Below are 17,471 nucleotides of genomic sequence, written 5' to 3'. Positions count from 1 at the left end.
AATAATACATTTTAGGTAATAATATAATTTTTTTGATAATTATTATAAATAAATATTTTATATAGTTAGAGATTTATTTTAAAAATGAATATAAAAAATATAATAGATAAATATTTAATTAGATAAATTTTATAAAATTAAATAAAAATATATTAAAAAGTCTTTAAGCTTACTATATTTTTAATATTTTTTATTATAAGAAAGTATTATAATAAATTTATATGTTTTTAGAAATAGAAGGTGAAAAGATGAGAGATTTAGATTATAAAAGTTTAAGTAGTGAAATTATAACAAGAAATAATTTTTTATATGAAGAAAATAGAGAAGCATGGAATAGAGCAATACAAAAATATCCTAAGGCTATATGTTATCCAAAGACAACTAAAGAAGTTATAGAAGCTTTAAAATTTGTAAAAGAAAATAAAATTGAATTTAGAATAAGGTCAGGACGTCATCATTATGAAGGGTATTCAACTGGAAATGATATATTTATTATAGATGTAAGCAAAATGAATAATATTTATGTTGATGAAGATAATAAAACAGTAAAAATAGATGGTGGAGTAAGAAATAGAGAACTTTATGAAGCTTTAAATTCACTAGGATATCCTTTCCCAGGAGGAGGATGTCCAACTGTGGGAGTTATAGGATTTACCTTAGGAGGAGGTTGGGGATATTCAAGTAGATTACTTGGACTTGGATGTGACAACTTAATAGAAGCAGAATTAGTTAATTGTGATGGAGATTTACTTACTTTAAATAATGATGTAAATAAAGACTTACTTTGGGCACTTAAAGGTTCAGGGGGAGGAAATTTTGGAATAGTTACTTCAATGACATTTAAGCTTCCAAATAAAATTGAAATGGCAACTTTAATAAATATTGATTTTAATAATATTGATATTGAAGAAAAAATTGATATAATTGAAGAACTTCAAAATACATATAAAACTTTAGATAGAAGAATGAATTTAAAAACAGCTATATATAATTCACAAGAAAAAGGTCACGGTATAAAAATGACAGGACTTTTTTATGGAAAGAAAGAAGAAGCTAATAAGATTTTACAAAGTATTAAGTCTAAGGGAAGTAAAATGTACTATAATTTAGGGTACATGACTGTTTTAGATGCTAATAGATGGATACAAGATAGTCATCCAGATTATGAAAAGTATAAGTCTGGAGGAAGATTTGTTCTTAGAGATTATAATAGAGAAGAAATTAAAAAAATTATAGAAGTTGTATCAGAAAGAGCAGAAGGTTCAACATATACAGCTGTTTCATTTTATGGTTTAGGTGGAGCGGTTTCTGATATTGAAAAAAATAATACAGCATTTTATTATAGGAATGCAAAATTTATAATGGGCTTTCAATCTGTATGGGAAGATTTAAAGTATGCAGAAATAAATGTAAATTGGGTTAAAGAAAGATTTGAATTTATAAAATCAATTACAGAAGGTTCATTTATAAACTTTCCAATAGATTCATTAGATGACTATGAGAAAGAATACTACGGAAAAAATATAGTGAAATTAAAAGAAGTAAAAAGAAAATATGACTCTAATAATATATTTAATTTTGAGCAAAGTATAAAGGGTATTTAATAAGAAATATAAGGATTAAAAGTTAATATATAAACATAAAAAGCTCTAGTAATTTATAAAAATTATAAATTACTAGAGCTTTTATTAACTTTATAATGAATATTCACTTTATGCATTATAAAATTTATGCAAAAATATATAAAATAATTTACTTATGAAGGAAAAATTTCAATATATTACATTGAATATCCATCAAAATAGTGGCTTTTAAGGGGTTTTTATTAAAAAATATCTTAAATTAGCGAAAAAAGTGTATATTTTACAAAAAAATATAAAAAAAATATTCCTAATTTATGCATTGAATATTCATATAATTGAAGGAAATCCTTCTTAATAAAATTTCGTGCAAGAGTACAGTTAATAAGGGTTAATACATTATATGTAATTAATAATATTTTTTGGGGTGAATAAAATCAAAAAATACTATACACTTTATGTAAAAAAATGGCTTGTAATCGTTTTTTGAGGGGCTATAATTATAACTGTAAACAGCGTTAGCAAAAAGCATTTGACCCCTAACATGTTTATAAAATAACTAAAGAAGAAAGAGAGTGATAATATGAAGAATGATAGAGCTTTAAATGTTACCTCAGAAATAGGTAGATTAAAAACAGTTTTATTACATAGACCTGGAGAAGAAATTGAAAATTTAACTCCAAATCTATTAGACAGATTATTATTCGATGATATCCCATACTTAAAAATTGCAAGAGAAGAACATGATGCATTTGCAAAAACTTTAAGAGATGCAGGAGTAGAAGTTCTTTACTTAGAAGAACTTGCAGCAGAAGCAATTTCAACTAGCGAAGAAGTAAAAAAAGAATTCATAAATGAATTTATTACAGAAGCTGGAGTTGAAAGTGAATCATTAAGAGAAGCATTAATGAAATATTTCTTAAGCTTCGAAAATAAGCCAATGGTTGATAAGATGATGGCAGGAGTTAGAAAAGAAGAATTAAAAGAATATCATAGAGATTCTTTATATGATTTAGTAAACAGCACTTATCCATTTGTTTGTGATCCAATGCCAAATCTTTACTTTACAAGAGACCCATTTGCAACAATTGGACATGGTATAACATTAAACCATATGAGAACTGAAACAAGAAATAGAGAAACATTATTTGCAAAATATATCTTTAAATATCATCCAAGATTTAAAGATAAAGATGTTCCATTCTGGTTCAACAGAGATGAAACTACTTCATTAGAAGGTGGAGATGAATTAATACTTTCAAAAGATACATTAGCAGTTGGTATCTCACAAAGAACTGATTCAGCTTCAGTTGAAAAGCTAGCTAAGAGAATATTATTTAATGATGATACAACATTCAAAACAGTTTTAGCTTTCCAAATACCAGTAAGTAGAGCATTTATGCACTTAGATACAGTATTTACTCAAGTTGACTATGACAAATTTACAGTTCATCCAGAAATAGTAGGACCTTTAAATGTTTATGCAATAACAAAAGATCCAGAAAATCCAAACATGCTTAAGACTACTAAAGAAGTGGATACACTAGAACATATATTAAGCAAATATTTAGATAGAAAAGTTACATTAATTAAATGTGGTGGTGGAGATGAAATAATCGCTGCTAGAGAACAATGGAATGATGGTTCAAATACATTAGCTATTGCACCAGGAGAAGTTATTGTTTACTCAAGAAACTATGTAACTAATAAAATACTAGAAGATTATGGAATTAAAATACACGTAATTCCATCATCAGAATTATCAAGAGGTAGAGGCGGCCCAAGATGTATGTCAATGCCACTAATAAGAGAAGATCTATAATTTAAAACAATATAAATATACAAATAGTTTAAATATATAAATTTAAGTGTTTACTATTTTAAGAGAAATATAAAAAATAGTAAACACTTAGATTAAACTAAGGAGGAAATGAAGATGGCAGTTAATTTAAAAGGAAGAAGTTTTTTAACATTAAAGGATTTTACACCAGAAGAGATTAGATATCTTTTAGACTTATCACATGATTTAAAGGCTAAAAAAAGAGCTGGAATATTAGGTGACACTTTAAAAGGAAAAAATGTTGTTTTATTATTTGAAAAAACATCAACTAGAACAAGATGTGCATTTGAATGTGGAGCAGCAGAAGAAGGAGCTCACGTAACATTCTTAACAAACTCTCAAATGGGTAAAAAAGAATCAATAGAAGATACTGCAAAAGTTCTTGGAAGAATGTATGATGGTATCGAATTTAGAGGATTTAAACAATCAACAGTTGAAGAACTTGCAAAATATGCAGGAGTTCCAGTATGGAATGGATTAACTGATGCAGATCACCCAACTCAAATATTAGCAGATTTTCTTACAATAGAAGAACATGCACATAAGCCTCTTAGTGAAATTAAATTAGTATTTGCTGGAGATACAAGAAATAATATGAGTTATGCATTAATGTATGGTGCAGCTAAAATGGGAATGCATTTCGTAGCACTTGGACCTAAGAGCTTAGAACCAGATCCAGAAATAGTTAAAGAAATGCAAGAATACTCAAAACAAACAGGAGCAATAATTGAATTCTCAGATAACGTTGATGAAGCGGTTAAGGGAGCAGACGTTATTTATACTGATATATGGGTATCAATGGGAGAAGATGAAAGCTTATATCCAGAAAGAGTTAAATTATTAACTCCATATAAAGTAACAAGAGAAATGATGGCTAAAACTGGAAATAAAAATACATTATTTATGCATTGCTTACCATCATTCCATGATGAAGATACAGAAGTTTGCAAAGACATGATGGATAGATTAGGTCTTGATATTAGAGAAGTTGAAGACGAAGTATTTAGAAGCAAAAATTCAGTAGTCTTTGATGAAGCTGAAAATAGAATGCATACTATAAAAGCCGTAATGGTAGCTACAGCAGGAAAATAATTTGTCATTAGTCGGCTATTTTAATTAAAATAGCCGACTAAACTTTTCTTATAAAAATTAAATAGGGGTGATATATATGTCAGAGCAAAATTCTACTGGTGAACAAAGAAATCTTGGATTCGCTTCACTTGCAGCATTAATTGTTGGTTCTATGATAGGTGGAGGAGCGTTTAACCTACCATCAGATATGGCAAGAGGAGCAGGTACAGGTGCAATTATTATAGGTTGGATTATAACTGGTATTGGTATGATAGCGCTTGCTTTTGTTTATCAAACATTAGCAAATAGAAAACCTGAACTTAGTGGTGGTGTATATAGTTATGCTAAAGCTGGTTTTGGAGAGTACATAGGATTTAACTCAGCCTGGGGATATTGGCTTAGTGCTTGGATTGGAAACGTATCCTACTCAGTTCTTTTATTTGGAGCCATAGGTTACTTTGCACCTATATTTGGTGAAGGTAATAACTTAGCATCAATAATCGGGGCTTCAATTCTTGTTTGGGCATTTACTTTCTTAATATTAAAAGGAGTAAGTGGTGCAGCCTTTGTTAACTTAATAACAACAATAGCAAAATTAGTTCCTATATGTGTATTTATAGTAGTAGCAATTTTTGCATTTAACTTAGATAACTTTACTTTTGAGTTCTGGGGTTCAACAGATCTAGGTAGTATTTTAGATCAAGCAAAGAACACTATGCTAGTAACATTATGGTGCTTCATAGGAATTGAAGGTGCAGTAGTTGTATCTGGTAGAGCTAAAAAACAAAGTGATGTTGGTAAAGCAACAGTAATTGGATTAATAGGAACTTTATGTATATATCTTTTAATTTCCTTAATGTCTTTAGGAGTTATGAATAGAGTACATTTAGCAGGTTTAGATAACCCATCAATGGCATATGTTTTAGAATTTGCAGTTGGTAAATGGGGAGCTGTACTTATTAATTTAGGACTAATAATATCATTATTTGGATCATTACTTGGATGGTCACTTTTAGCAGCTGAAATTCCATTTGTTGCTGCAAAAGATGGTGCACTTCCAAAAATATTTGCAAAAACAAATAAACATGGAGCTCCAGCAGCATCATTAATTATAACAAATATATTAGTTGAATTATTTTTAATATTAACATTAGTTGCAAGTAGTACTTATCAAGCATTATATTCTGTTGCAAGTACTGCAATTCTTGTTCCATATCTTTTAAGTGCAATGTATGGACTTAAACTTGTTATAACTGGTGAAACTTATGATACAAATCCACAAGGTAAAACAAGAGATAAAGTTTGTACAGTTATAGCAACAATTTATGCTATATGGTTATGCTATGCAGCAGGTTTAAAATATTTATTATTATGCTTCATTCTTTATGCAGTAGGTATAATTTTCTACTATGTTGCAAAGAAAGAAAACAACAAAGATGGAAAAGTATTTGTTGGTAAAGAATCATTAATTGCTGTAATTATTTTAGTTGTAGCTGTAATAGCAGTTATAATGCTAGTAACAGGAAAAGTAACAATTTAATTAAGCTAATAAGTATTATTTTAGTAATACCTTTTAAAATACACTTTTACTAAAGATAAAATTATTGATATATAAACAAAAGATAAATTTAAATAAACAAAAGATAAAGATTTAAAATTAATCAGATGAACAAAAGATAAAATTGCATTTAATAATTATTCAAGTAATTATTTATAAGGAGGAACAAAAGATGAAAATAGTTTTAGCGTTAGGAGGAAATGCATTACAAGCAGATCCTAAAGATAAAAGTGCAGAAGGTCAATTAAAGACTTGTAAAGAAACTGCAAAATCAGTAGTTGATTTAATTGAAGCTGGACATAGAGTATCAGTTGTTCATGGAAATGGACCTCAAGTTGGTCAAATTTTAGCAAGTGTAGAAGAAGCTTATCAAGCAAATAAAAATAATACACTTTTCCCATTTGATGTTGTAGGTGCTTTTTCACAAGGATATATAGGATATCACTTACAAAATGCAATTTCAGAAGAACTTCATAAGAGAAAAATAAACAAATCTGCTGAAACAATTGTTACTCAAGTTGTAGTAGATAAAAATGATAAGGCTTTTGAAAATCCAACAAAGCCAATAGGATCATTTTATTCAGAAGAAGAAGCTAAACAACTTGAAAAAGATAAAGGATATGTAATGAAAGAAGATGCAGGTAGAGGTTACAGAAGAGTTGTAGCATCACCAAAACCTGTTGATATTGTAGAAAAAGACGCTATAAAAGCAATGGTTGATAATGGATTTGTTGTAATTGCTTGCGGTGGTGGTGGAATACCAGTAATTAAAGAAGGAGATAACTTAGTTGGGGTTCCAGCAGTTATTGATAAAGACTTCGCAGCAGAAAAACTTGCAGAAATATTAGATGCTGATCTTTTATTAATACTTACAGCAGTTGATAGAGTATGCGTAAACTATAATAAACCAAATCAAAAAGAATTAAAAGAAATTGGTATAGACGAACTAAATAAATATATAGAAGAAGGCCAATTTGCACCAGGAAGTATGCTTCCAAAGGTTGAAGCTTGTAAGAAGTTTGTTTTATCAACTGATAATAAACAAGCTATAATAGCATCACTTTCTAGAGCAAAAGAATCTTTAGAAGGAACATCTGGAACAAAGATTGTAAAATAAAATATTTTAGGGAGAGGGCTTAAGCCTTCTCTCTAAGCTAATTATTATCATTTTGAATATTGTTAAGTTTAATTTGTTGATAATTTTTTATAAAAAGAGGTCGATTATTATGGGAAATGATTTAAAGAAGAGAAGAAGAGAAGCTATTTTAAACATAATAAAAAATGAAGATATAGGAAAACAAGAACAACTTGTTTTGAAATTAAAACATTTAGGCATAAATGCGACTCAAGCAACATTATCACGTGATTTAAGAGAAATGCATATAATTAGAAAACTAATGAAAAATAAAGAGTATAAGTATGTACTGTTAACTGAAGAAAATGTAGGTAAAAGATGTAATAATATATTTAAAAATTCAGTTGAAAGTATATGTGTACAAGAATATTTTATAGCAATAAGAACTATGAAGGGCATGGCGGATGTTGTTGGTGAATTTATTGACAGATTAAATGATAAAAGAATTCTTGGAACAGTTGCAAACAATTATAGTGTAATTATTGTTTGTAATGGTGAAAAAAACGCAAAGCTTGTGTTCAAAGAGTTAAATGATTTGAGATTTTAAGTATTTTTGTACACATTTATTTAAGTACACCTAAAAATAAAGCATAATAAAATTATACTTCTTAAAGTAATAGAGTCTTATCAAAATTTTGATAAGGCTCTATTATTTTTGTTAATGGAATATTAATAGTCTATTCTTTGAGTACAATCACATTTAAGCTATATAATTAAATTAGGATATAATTGGTTTTTAATTACTTGTATAAATTTAATATTGCTTTTAAATAGTGATAAAAATCTATTTCAATAAGTATTAGTATTTTATTATATAATATAGGAAAGGAAAACTGTAAATTATGCAAAATGAAGATAAAAAGAACATAAAAAGTAAAAATAATTTAAAAGTTAAAACTGTATTAGAAAGTATTGTAGTTGGTGCTATTGCAGGTTTAATAGTTTCTTTATATAGATTAGTTTTAAAGTTTATAGCTCCTTATGAATATAAAGCATATAATTTTATGAAAGAAAATCATTTGTGGATTATTTTGGGTATAATTGTTTTAGTAATTTTTGCTTATATAGTTGGAATTATGGTTGAAAAAAACTCTATGATAAGTGGTAGTGGTATACCTCAAATAGAAGGTATGCTTAAAGATAAATTTGATATTAAAAATCCATTTGAAATTTTAATTCAAAAGTTTATTGGAGGTTCAATTGCAATAGGAGCAGGATTATCACTTGGAATTGAAGGACCGTCTATTCAGCTAGGAGCAGAGGCAGCACATGTTTATAGTAATGCAACAAAAAAAGGTATTAGTGATAAAAAGCTTTTAATTGCATCAGCAGCAGGAGCTGGACTTGCAGCAGCTTTTAATGCACCTCTTGCAGGAGTATTTTTTGTTCTTGAAGAAATGTATAAGAGTTTTTCAAAAATGCTTTTTTTATGTTCAATAGGAGCATGTGTAACAGCTGATTTAGTAACTTGGATATTTTTTGGTAGTAAACCTATATTAGAAGTTAATCTTGTAAAATCTTTACCGGCTAAGTATTATATATTTGTAATTATTCTTGGTATTATAGTAGGAATTTGTGGAGTAATATATAATAAAACATTACTTAAAACAATAAAGCTATATAAAGGAATGAAAGTTAAGTTAAGATATAGAATGATAATCCCATTTATGTTTGCATTGTTCTTTGGAATTACACTTCCACAAGTTTTAGGTGGAGGAGATTTACTTATAAATAATATTTTAATAAATGGTGTTGCAATAGAATTTGCTATTGTATTACTTATAAGTAAGTTTATTCTTTCAATAGTGAGCTTTGCATCAGATACTCCAGGGGGAATATTATTTCCTTTATTAAGCTTAGGAGCATTAGTTGGAGTAGCATTTAGTGGAAGCATAGCGACAATTATAGGAGATAATAATATTTATGTAACAAACTTTATATTACTTGGAATGGCTGGAATGTTTTCATCAATTGTAAGAGCTCCAATTACAGGACTTATATTAGTTTGTGAAATGAGTGGGCCAAAACTAGGATTAGGTGCTGTAACTTTAGTTTGTGGAATATCTTATTTAATTGCAGAAGTATTTAAGTGTAAGCCAATATATGATTCACTATTGGATAATAGATTAAAGGCAATGGGAATAGAAGAAGATTAAAATTAGGGGGAGTGTTATGAATTTTACAAAAATACATCATGTAGCAATAATATGTTCAGATTATGAAAGGTCTAAGGATTTTTATACTAATATATTGGGATTTGAAATAATAAGAGAAGTTTATAGAAGGGAAAGAGATTCTTATAAGCTTGATTTAAAGATTGGAGATAATCAAATAGAATTATTTTCTTTTAAAAATCCACCAGAAAGATTAAGTTATCCTGAAGCTTGTGGACTTAGACATTTAGCTTTTGAAGTTTTAAATATAGAAGAAACTGTACAAGAACTTAAAGAAAAAGGGATAAATGTAGAACCTATTAGAATTGATGAATTTACTGGACAAAAGTATACATTTTTTGAAGATCCAGACAAGCTTCCATTAGAATTATATGAAATAAAAAAGTAAAATTTTATAAGAATAAATTGTAAAAATTTTAAAAGTATTGTTTAATGTATATTAATAATGTATAATAAAATACAAATGCATAAAATAAAGTAAGGTTCTAAAATATATGTTTTAGATTAAAAGGGAAGTTGGGTTTAAATCCCACGCGGTCCCGCCGCTGTAATAGAGTAGTTTTTATAAAGTTTATACCACTTGGAGATAAATTTCCTGGGAAGGTTTTATAAAAATGTTGATCCTTAAGCCAGAAGACCTGCCTACTTTAACAACATATAACTCTACGCGGATATAGAGGAGGTGTTACTTATAGATTAATTTATTTTAGTAATTTATTACCTCTTAATGTAAATTTAAGAGGTTTTTTTATGTCTAAAATAGTTAATTTTATAACTAAGTAGTGGAGTTTTGTGAAAATATATTTTATTATGAGGAGTAGATATTTATGTCAAAAAGAATGCAACTTTTTATAGGAGTTTTATTAATGATGTTATGCATACCAATAAAAGCATCAGCTATGCATATCATGGAAGGATTTCTTGAACCAAAATGGTGTATAGCATGGGGAGCTTTTACAATTCCATTTGTTGTTTTTGGAATATTTTCTATAAAAAATACAATAAAAGAGAATCCACGTTTAAAATTATTACTTGCAATGGCTGGGGCTTTTGCTTTTGTGCTTTCAGCACTTAAACTTCCATCAGTTACAGGTAGTTGTTCACACCCAACAGGAGTAGGTCTTGGTGCTATACTTTTTGGACCAACAGCAATGGCGGTTTTAGGACTTATCGTATTATTATTTCAAGCTATACTTTTAGCACACGGTGGACTTACAACTCTTGGAGCTAATACATTTTCAATGGCAGTAGTTGGACCATTTGTATCATATGGAATTTATAAATTAGTTAAAAAATTAAATGGACCAAGATGGCTTGCAATATTTTTAGCAGCAGCTATTGGTGATTTAGCAACATACATAACAACATCAATACAATTAGGACTAGCTTTCCCATCAGATGTTGGTGGAATAATGGCTTCAGTAACTAAGTTTATGGGAATATTTGCAGTAACACAAATTCCTTTAGCAATAAGTGAAGGTATATTAACAGTTGTAATATTTAATGCAATTGCAGCATATGACAGAGAAGATTTAATAAGCCTTAACATATTATCAAAGGAGGGAATCTAATGAAAAATAATCCAAAAAGTAAATTAAAAACAAATATAATACTTATATTAATTGTTATAGCTTTAGCAGTAATACCATTTTTTATAGCTAAAGACGGAGAATTTGGTGGTTCAGATGATGCAGCAGAAGAAGCTATAACACAAATAGATAAAAGTTATGAGCCATGGTTTTCTCCAGTGTTTGAACCAGCAAGTGGAGAGGTTGAAAGCCTTTTATTCGCACTTCAAGCAGCAATTGGAGCTGGTGTTATAGGTTTTGGATTAGGATATTTTAAAGGTCGTAAGACAAAAGAGGGTGCAAATAATAAATGTTAAATATAGATAAATACGCATATTCATCAAAACTTAAAAATATAAATCCTGTCGGGAAATTTGTATTTTCAGTTGTTACTTTAATTATGTGTCTTTTATCTAATAACATACTTGATTCAATTATAGTAATTGGTGTTATGGGAATAGCTACAGTTTTTGTTGGCAAAACACCTTTAAAGGTATTTTTAAAATTATTGACTATTCCTCTTGCATTTTTAATTATTGGAATCTTAACTATAACAATAAATTACTCTGTTAATCCGGATAAATTTATAATATCAACTCATATCTTCGGAGGCTTTATTGGGGTATCAAAACTTGGGATTTATAAAGCAGTAGTTTTATTTTTTAAAGTATTAGCATCAGTATGTTGTTTATACTTTTTATCTCTTAGTACTCCAATGGTGGACATATTAGCAGTACTTTCAAAATTAAAAGTTCCAAAAATAATGATTGAAATGATGAGTCTTATTTATAGATTTATATTTATACTTTTAGAAACTGTAAATACAATGTTTATAGCTCAAAACTCTAGACTTGGATATAATAGTATAAAGTCATCATATAAGTCTCTTGGAGCGCTTATATCAAGTTTATTTATAAGGTCTTTTAAAAAGGCTAATGATATGTATACATCATTAGAATCAAGAGGTTATGATGGTGAGTTAAATGTTATTTTAGATGAGTATACAAATGATAAAACAATTTACATAATAACAATTTTATTAAATTTATTATTATTAACTATTAAAGTATTAATGTAAATACAGAGAAGAAGGGAAGAAACTAAATGAGTGAAAATATATTAAAAATAGAAGAACTTCACTACAAATATTCAGATGGAACTTGTGCATTAAACGGAATAAATATGGATATAAAAAGAGGTGAAGTAACTGCAATATTAGGTGGAAATGGAGCAGGAAAATCAACATTATTTCACCATTTAAACGGAATAAATAAACCTTCTTCAGGTAAAATATATTTTAACGGAAAAGAATTTGACTATTCAAGAAAGGGATTAAAAAAATTAAGACAAGATGTAGGAATAGTTTTTCAAGACCCAGATAGTCAATTATTTTCAGCAAGTGTATATCAAGATATATCATTTGGACCTATGAACATGAAGCTAAAAGAAGAAGAAATAAGAAAAAGAGTAGATTTTGCAATCAAGGAAACAAAGATTGAGCATTTAAAGGATAAGCCAACTCATGCATTAAGTTTCGGTCAAAAAAAGCGTGTTTCTATAGCAGGAATACTTGTAATGGAGCCTAAGGTTTTAATATTAGATGAGCCAACAGCTGGATTAGATCCAATGGGGGTTAGTGATATAATGAGCCTTTTGATGGAGATGAAAAAGAAATTAAATCTAACTATAATAATATCTACACATGATATAGACATAGTACCTCTTTATTGTGATAAAGTATTTGTTATGGATAAAGGAAAAGTAATTTTAGAAGGAACTCCAGATGAAGTATTTAGAGAGAAGGAGAAGATAAGAAAAATACATCTTAGACTTCCGCGTGTTGCACATCTTATGGAAATTTTAAAAGAAAAAGATGGATTTGAATTTATTAATATAGAAAGCACAATTGGAAAAGCTAGAAAAGCATTTAAGGCTTGGAGAGATAATTTAAAATAATAGTAAAAAACAGTAGCTAAATTAATTTAGCTACTGTTTTTTATAATATTAAATTTAAGTTAGTTGTTTAGGGAAGTATATATTAACTATTGAATAGCTTTTTTATCTAAATTTTGTTAATTTAGTATTCTCTATATAGAATAGTTATTAATATAAAGCACATTAAAATATAATTCTATTTAAAGTAAATATATTTATTATTAAAGTAATATATTTAGAACAAATAAGCATAGGATTCATATAATATTATACTAATATAATTTTAAACAAAAGATATTATGTATAAAAGGATGTGAATATACGATGGAAGATAACAAAGAAAAAAACTCTGTTCTAATGGTAAACCCAGCTGATCCTAATACTATTCCTAAATTTATTGATCCTCTTCCTATACCTTCTGTTGCTGAGCGTGTAAATTGTTATGATGATAAATCAGAAGAAGCTTATTATAATATTACAATGGAAGAATCTAAACACCGTTTTCATTTATATTTTCCATTAACTACAATATGGGGATATAATGGTGAATATCCAGGTCCAACTATTGAAGTTATGAAGGACTCTCATATTTTAGTAAGATGGACTAATATGCTTCCAGATAAACATCTATTACCAATAGATCATACTCTTCACAGTACTTCAGATACTCCAGATGTAAGAACTGTAGTTCATGTACATGGGGCTAATGTTGATTCAGAGAGTGATGGTTATCCAGAAGCTTGGTTTACTAGAGATTATTCAATGGTAGGAAAAAGTTTTAAAAGAGAAGTTTATGAATATACTAATCATCAACCAGGAACTACATTATGGTATCATGATCATACTATGGGTATAACAAGGTTAAATGTTTATGCTGGTCTTGCAGGTTTTTATATCATTAGGGATGTCTTAGAAGAAAGATTAAATCTTCCTAGTGGCAAATATGAAATTCCTCTTATGATTCAAGATAAATCATTTAATTCTGACGGATCATTGTTTTATCCAGATGGACCTGTAGTTAATCCAGGAGAACCTGAGTTTCCTGTTAAGCCTTCAATAGTTCCATTGTTCCTAGGAAATACTATAGTAGTAAATGGAAAGGTATGGCCTTATCTTAATGTAGAACCTCGTAAATATAGATTTAGAATTCTAAATGGATGTAATGGAAGGCCTCTTAATTTAAGCTTATCAAATAATGATGTTTTTCATCAAATTGGTACTGATGGAGGATTTATGGAGCATACTATGGATGTATCAAGTATATCTATGCAATCAGCAGAGAGAGTAGATGTTATAATAGATTTTTCAAAGTATAAAGGTCAAGAAATTATCCTATTAAATACAGCTTTTGGTGCTGATAATAATACTAATGTAATAATGAAATTTAATGTTAATTTATGTTTAAGAAAACCAGATACTAGTAGCATACCAGTTGAATTAAATCATTCAGCACCTATAAATAAAGAATTGGTAAAAATTAATAGATTTTTACCTTTAAATCAAATACTAGATAAATATAATAGACAAGTATTCCTATTAGATAATAAAATGTGGTCAGATCCTACTACAGAAAAACCAGAAATAGATAGTATAGAAATATGGAATCTAATCAATACCTTTCCATTTCCACATCCAATTCATCTTCATTTAGTACAATTTAAAATAATAGAAAGAATTCCTTTTGATGTTGAGCATTATGAAAGTACTGGTGAATTAGTATTTACTGGACCTCCTGAAGAACCTCTTGATTTTGAAAAAGGTTTTAAAGATACAGTAAGAGTTGATGGAGGAAAGGTTACAAGAATTATTATGCATTTTAAGGATCATGTAGGTGATTTTGTATGGCATTGTCATATACTAGAGCATGAAGATTATGACATGATGAGACCAATGAGAGTATTAAAAGATTAATAAATTCAAAATAAAAAAAGCTAGCATATAAAACGCTAGCTTTTTTTATTTTAAATTTATTAAGTTAGTTGTTTAGGGGAGTATATATTAACTATGCAGTAGCTTTTTTGTTTGAAAAAGCTTTAAACATAGCAATTATTAATATTGAAATTATAAATAATCCAATGAATACAACGTATCCTCTTGAGAATCCACTTAAGTCAATACCTGTTTTATCTATAAATGTTGCCATAACAGGAGGTAATAAGAATCCACCAAAGGCTCCAATTCCACCTATCCATCCTGATGCACCACCCATAGCTTCTGGTACAGCATTTGGAACTATTTTAAATACAGCAGCGTTAGTTACTCCCATACCTATTCCAAGAAGTATAACACCAATTATTGCAAGTGTTAAAGTTCCTGCAAATGTCATAACTATTGAACCTAAAAGGCCAATTATTAAAGCTATAACAGCAACAATTTCTCCACCTTTTTTATCAGCTATTTTACCACCATATATTCTAACTAATGAAGTTAATATTGAATAAAAGGCAGTTAAAAAGCCAGCTATCTTAACATTTAATGAAAAATAAGTCATCCAGTAATTTGGAAGCCAGCTAGTTAAAGCTAAAAATCCACCAAATGTAGTAAAGTATATAAGAACTAAAGCCCATGTTTTCCATGATTTAGCTGATATAATTAAGCTTTCACTTACCTTAGCTTTAGGGAATAATTCTTGACCATGTTCCTTTGAAGCAATTTCTCTTGCTTCTTCTTTAGTAGCACCTTGGTCTAATAATTGGAAGTACCAAGCATTTTGACCTATCTTTATATAAATTAAAGTACCAACTATTAAGAAAATTAGCCATGCTAAATATGAACCTGATAATCCTAAAAGAGGCATAGCTACATTTGGTAATAAAAGGGCAAATATTCCAGGTGCTAAATTACCAACACCACCATAAAGCCCTAAAGCTACGCCTTGCTTATTTTGTGGGAACCAATAAGAGGCTTGGCTTATACCAACTGAGAATGTTGCAATACCACAACCTGAAAGAGTACCAAGTGCAAATAGTAACCAATAATAATTGCTTAAATTTTCTTGGAAAAATGCCATTACTATGTAAAGTCCTGTCATACCAATAATTGATAAAACAAGTAAAACTATAAATGGTTTTCTACCACCAGTTGTATCAACCCATGCTGCAAATGGAATTCTAAGCAATGAACCTGAAAGAGATGGTGCAGATACAAGTAGTGCTAGTAAAACTGGATTTAAATCAATAAATACCTTTTTAAATATAGCAGCTGTTGGTCCATATAGAGAAACGGCAGCAAACCCTATAAAGAATCCAAGTGTAGCAGCAGCTAAACCAAGGTTTGAATTTCCTTTAACTGAATAATTTTTCATATATAAGTCCTCCGTATTTAATTAAACTCGTTAATTCTTTAACGAGTTTATCATAAGTTTAACGGTAAAACTGTGATAATTATCACGATTTTACTAAAAATTTATAAAGTTATTAGGTGATAATTTATAAATATAAATAAATTACATTTAAGGAAAATAAAATAATGATAAATAATTTATATTTGAATATAATAAATTGTTAAAAATTAGATAATTATTAAGTATAAGTAATTTAAGACTTTTAAAAATATTTGAATAAAGTATTATTTAAATTGTCAATTATATAAATGGTACAATTTTTACAATTATATTATATATTATTGAATATAGTTCATATGTATAGAAGATTTTTATAAAAGTATGTATAATCTATATAAGTTATATAATGAAAAAAGGGGATTGTTATGAAGATAGGATTAGTTCTTTCAGGTGGAGGCGGTAAAGGTGCCTATGAGCTTGGTGTATGGAAGGCCTTAAAGGAGTTAGGACTAGATAAGTATATAGATGTGTTTTCTGGTGCATCAATAGGTGCTTTTAATGCTGTTTTATTTGCTCAAGATGATGAAAATGCTGCAGATGCATTATGGGAAGAAGTTACTATGGAAAAACTTGTTCCTATAAGCAAATTTGATTTATTAAAAAGAGGTATTGAACTTACAATAGGAGGTAAGCATTTAAATTTAGCAAAAAAATATATGCTTCAAAAAATAGAAGAAGGTGGAGTGCCAAAAGATGGAGCACGTGAGATTATAGACGAATATTTAGATGTGGATAAGATGAAAAAAAGAAATAAAATATGTTATGCTGCATGTACTGAACTTCCAGATTTTACTCCTAAGTATTTTAAGTTAAATGATTATGATGATGAAACTGCAAAAAAAATGATTATAGCATCGGCCTCTCTGCCTATGATATATGATTGCACTGAGGTTTTAGGTGGAAAGTTTATTGATGGAGGAGTTACAGATAATACTCCAATACAACCTGTTTATGAAGAAAATTGTGATATTATAATAGTAGTTTTATTATCAAAAGAAGCAAAAATTGATAAATCTATTTATCCAAATGCAAGGATATTAGAATTAGCCCCAAAAAACTTAAATGAAAGTACATTAAAAGGAACATTAAATTTAGATTTAGAAGCAAAGAGAATAAGAATAAGAGAAGGATATAAGGATACTATCAATCTTTTAGAGCCGATAATTTTTATGGCTAACTTAAAGAAAGAAAATGAGGAAAGTGAGAAGTATCCAAAACTTTATAAATTATATAACTGGATAAAGAAAGTTATATAATTTATAAAAAA

15 protein-coding genes and 1 riboswitch are annotated in these 17,471 nt (G+C 28.3%); of the genes, 14 read left to right on the top strand and 1 reads right to left on the bottom strand.

Annotation, left to right across the window (positions count from 1 at the left end; all coding sequences use genetic code 11):
• The first annotated feature begins 248 nt into the window (after positions 1-248).
• From AC4FQ1_RS06910 to AC4FQ1_RS06850, 13 genes are all read left to right on the top strand, one after another.
• A complete protein-coding gene (locus tag AC4FQ1_RS06910; protein WP_491169416.1) occupies positions 249-1,604 on the top strand; it encodes an FAD-binding oxidoreductase in 1,356 nt (451 codons plus the stop codon).
• 559 nt (positions 1,605-2,163) lie between these two features.
• Positions 2,164-3,402 carry an arginine deiminase gene (gene arcA, locus AC4FQ1_RS06905; protein ID WP_303130788.1) on the top strand — a complete coding sequence of 413 codons (1,239 nt, stop codon included), beginning with the start codon at positions 2,164-2,166 and terminating at the stop codon, positions 3,400-3,402.
• 114 nt (positions 3,403-3,516) lie between these two features.
• Positions 3,517-4,512 (top strand): ornithine carbamoyltransferase, encoded by a 996-nt coding sequence (argF, locus tag AC4FQ1_RS06900; protein ID WP_303129498.1) that lies wholly within the window; start codon positions 3,517-3,519, stop codon positions 4,510-4,512.
• A gap of 76 nt (positions 4,513-4,588) precedes the next feature.
• On the top strand, positions 4,589-6,031 hold the full coding sequence (gene arcD, locus AC4FQ1_RS06895; RefSeq protein WP_491169305.1) for an arginine-ornithine antiporter: 1,443 nt from the start codon (positions 4,589-4,591) through the stop codon (positions 6,029-6,031).
• Positions 6,032-6,221: 190 nt separating this feature from the next.
• Positions 6,222-7,166 carry a carbamate kinase gene (gene arcC / locus AC4FQ1_RS06890; RefSeq protein WP_303129496.1) on the top strand — a complete coding sequence of 315 codons (945 nt, stop codon included), beginning with the start codon at positions 6,222-6,224 and terminating at the stop codon, positions 7,164-7,166.
• 109 nt (positions 7,167-7,275) lie between these two features.
• Complete coding sequence (locus tag AC4FQ1_RS06885; protein WP_303129495.1) at positions 7,276-7,731, top strand: arginine repressor; 456 nt, start codon at positions 7,276-7,278, stop codon at positions 7,729-7,731.
• A gap of 295 nt (positions 7,732-8,026) precedes the next feature.
• Positions 8,027-9,340, top strand: a complete 1,314-nt coding sequence (locus AC4FQ1_RS06880) for a ClC family H(+)/Cl(-) exchange transporter (protein WP_491169304.1) — start codon at positions 8,027-8,029, stop codon at positions 9,338-9,340.
• Between the two features lie 16 nt (positions 9,341-9,356).
• Positions 9,357-9,746 carry an SMU1112c/YaeR family gloxylase I-like metalloprotein gene (gloA2, locus tag AC4FQ1_RS06875; protein WP_303129493.1) on the top strand — a complete coding sequence of 130 codons (390 nt, stop codon included), beginning with the start codon at positions 9,357-9,359 and terminating at the stop codon, positions 9,744-9,746.
• A gap of 75 nt (positions 9,747-9,821) precedes the next feature.
• Positions 9,822-10,017: riboswitch (cobalamin riboswitch) on the top strand.
• A gap of 168 nt (positions 10,018-10,185) precedes the next feature.
• Positions 10,186-10,929: an energy-coupling factor ABC transporter permease gene (locus AC4FQ1_RS06870; RefSeq protein WP_303129492.1), complete on the top strand. Its 744-nt coding sequence runs from the start codon at positions 10,186-10,188 to the stop codon at positions 10,927-10,929.
• Positions 10,929-11,243 (top strand): energy-coupling factor ABC transporter substrate-binding protein, encoded by a 315-nt coding sequence (locus AC4FQ1_RS06865; protein ID WP_303129491.1) that lies wholly within the window; start codon positions 10,929-10,931, stop codon positions 11,241-11,243. Before AC4FQ1_RS06870 ends, AC4FQ1_RS06865 begins: the two co-directional genes overlap by 1 nt.
• Positions 11,237-12,004, top strand: a complete 768-nt coding sequence (gene cbiQ / locus AC4FQ1_RS06860) for a cobalt ECF transporter T component CbiQ (protein ID WP_491169303.1) — start codon at positions 11,237-11,239, stop codon at positions 12,002-12,004. The genes AC4FQ1_RS06865 and cbiQ overlap by 7 nt, the downstream gene beginning before the upstream one ends.
• A gap of 26 nt (positions 12,005-12,030) precedes the next feature.
• Entirely contained in the window at positions 12,031-12,882 is an 852-nt protein-coding gene (locus AC4FQ1_RS06855; protein WP_491169302.1) for an ATP-binding cassette domain-containing protein, read from the top strand.
• A gap of 303 nt (positions 12,883-13,185) precedes the next feature.
• Complete coding sequence (locus tag AC4FQ1_RS06850) at positions 13,186-14,772, top strand: multicopper oxidase family protein (RefSeq protein ID WP_491169301.1); 1,587 nt, start codon at positions 13,186-13,188, stop codon at positions 14,770-14,772.
• Positions 14,773-14,863: 91 nt separating this feature from the next.
• Here AC4FQ1_RS06850 and AC4FQ1_RS06845 read toward each other — a convergent pair whose 3' ends face one another.
• The gene (locus tag AC4FQ1_RS06845) at positions 14,864-16,165 is read right to left on the bottom strand and encodes an MFS transporter (protein WP_491169300.1); all 1,302 of its coding nucleotides are present in this window, start codon (positions 16,163-16,165) and stop codon (positions 14,864-14,866) included.
• A gap of 404 nt (positions 16,166-16,569) precedes the next feature.
• Between AC4FQ1_RS06845 and AC4FQ1_RS06840 the strand changes: the two genes are divergently transcribed.
• Positions 16,570-17,460, top strand: coding sequence for a patatin-like phospholipase family protein (locus tag AC4FQ1_RS06840; protein ID WP_491169299.1), 891 nt, complete (start codon positions 16,570-16,572; stop codon positions 17,458-17,460).
• Positions 17,461-17,471: the final 11 nt, after the last annotated feature.

The organism is Clostridium sp. TJA020 (assembly GCF_058310295.1).
This window is presented reverse-complemented; position numbering and strand designations above follow the sequence as displayed.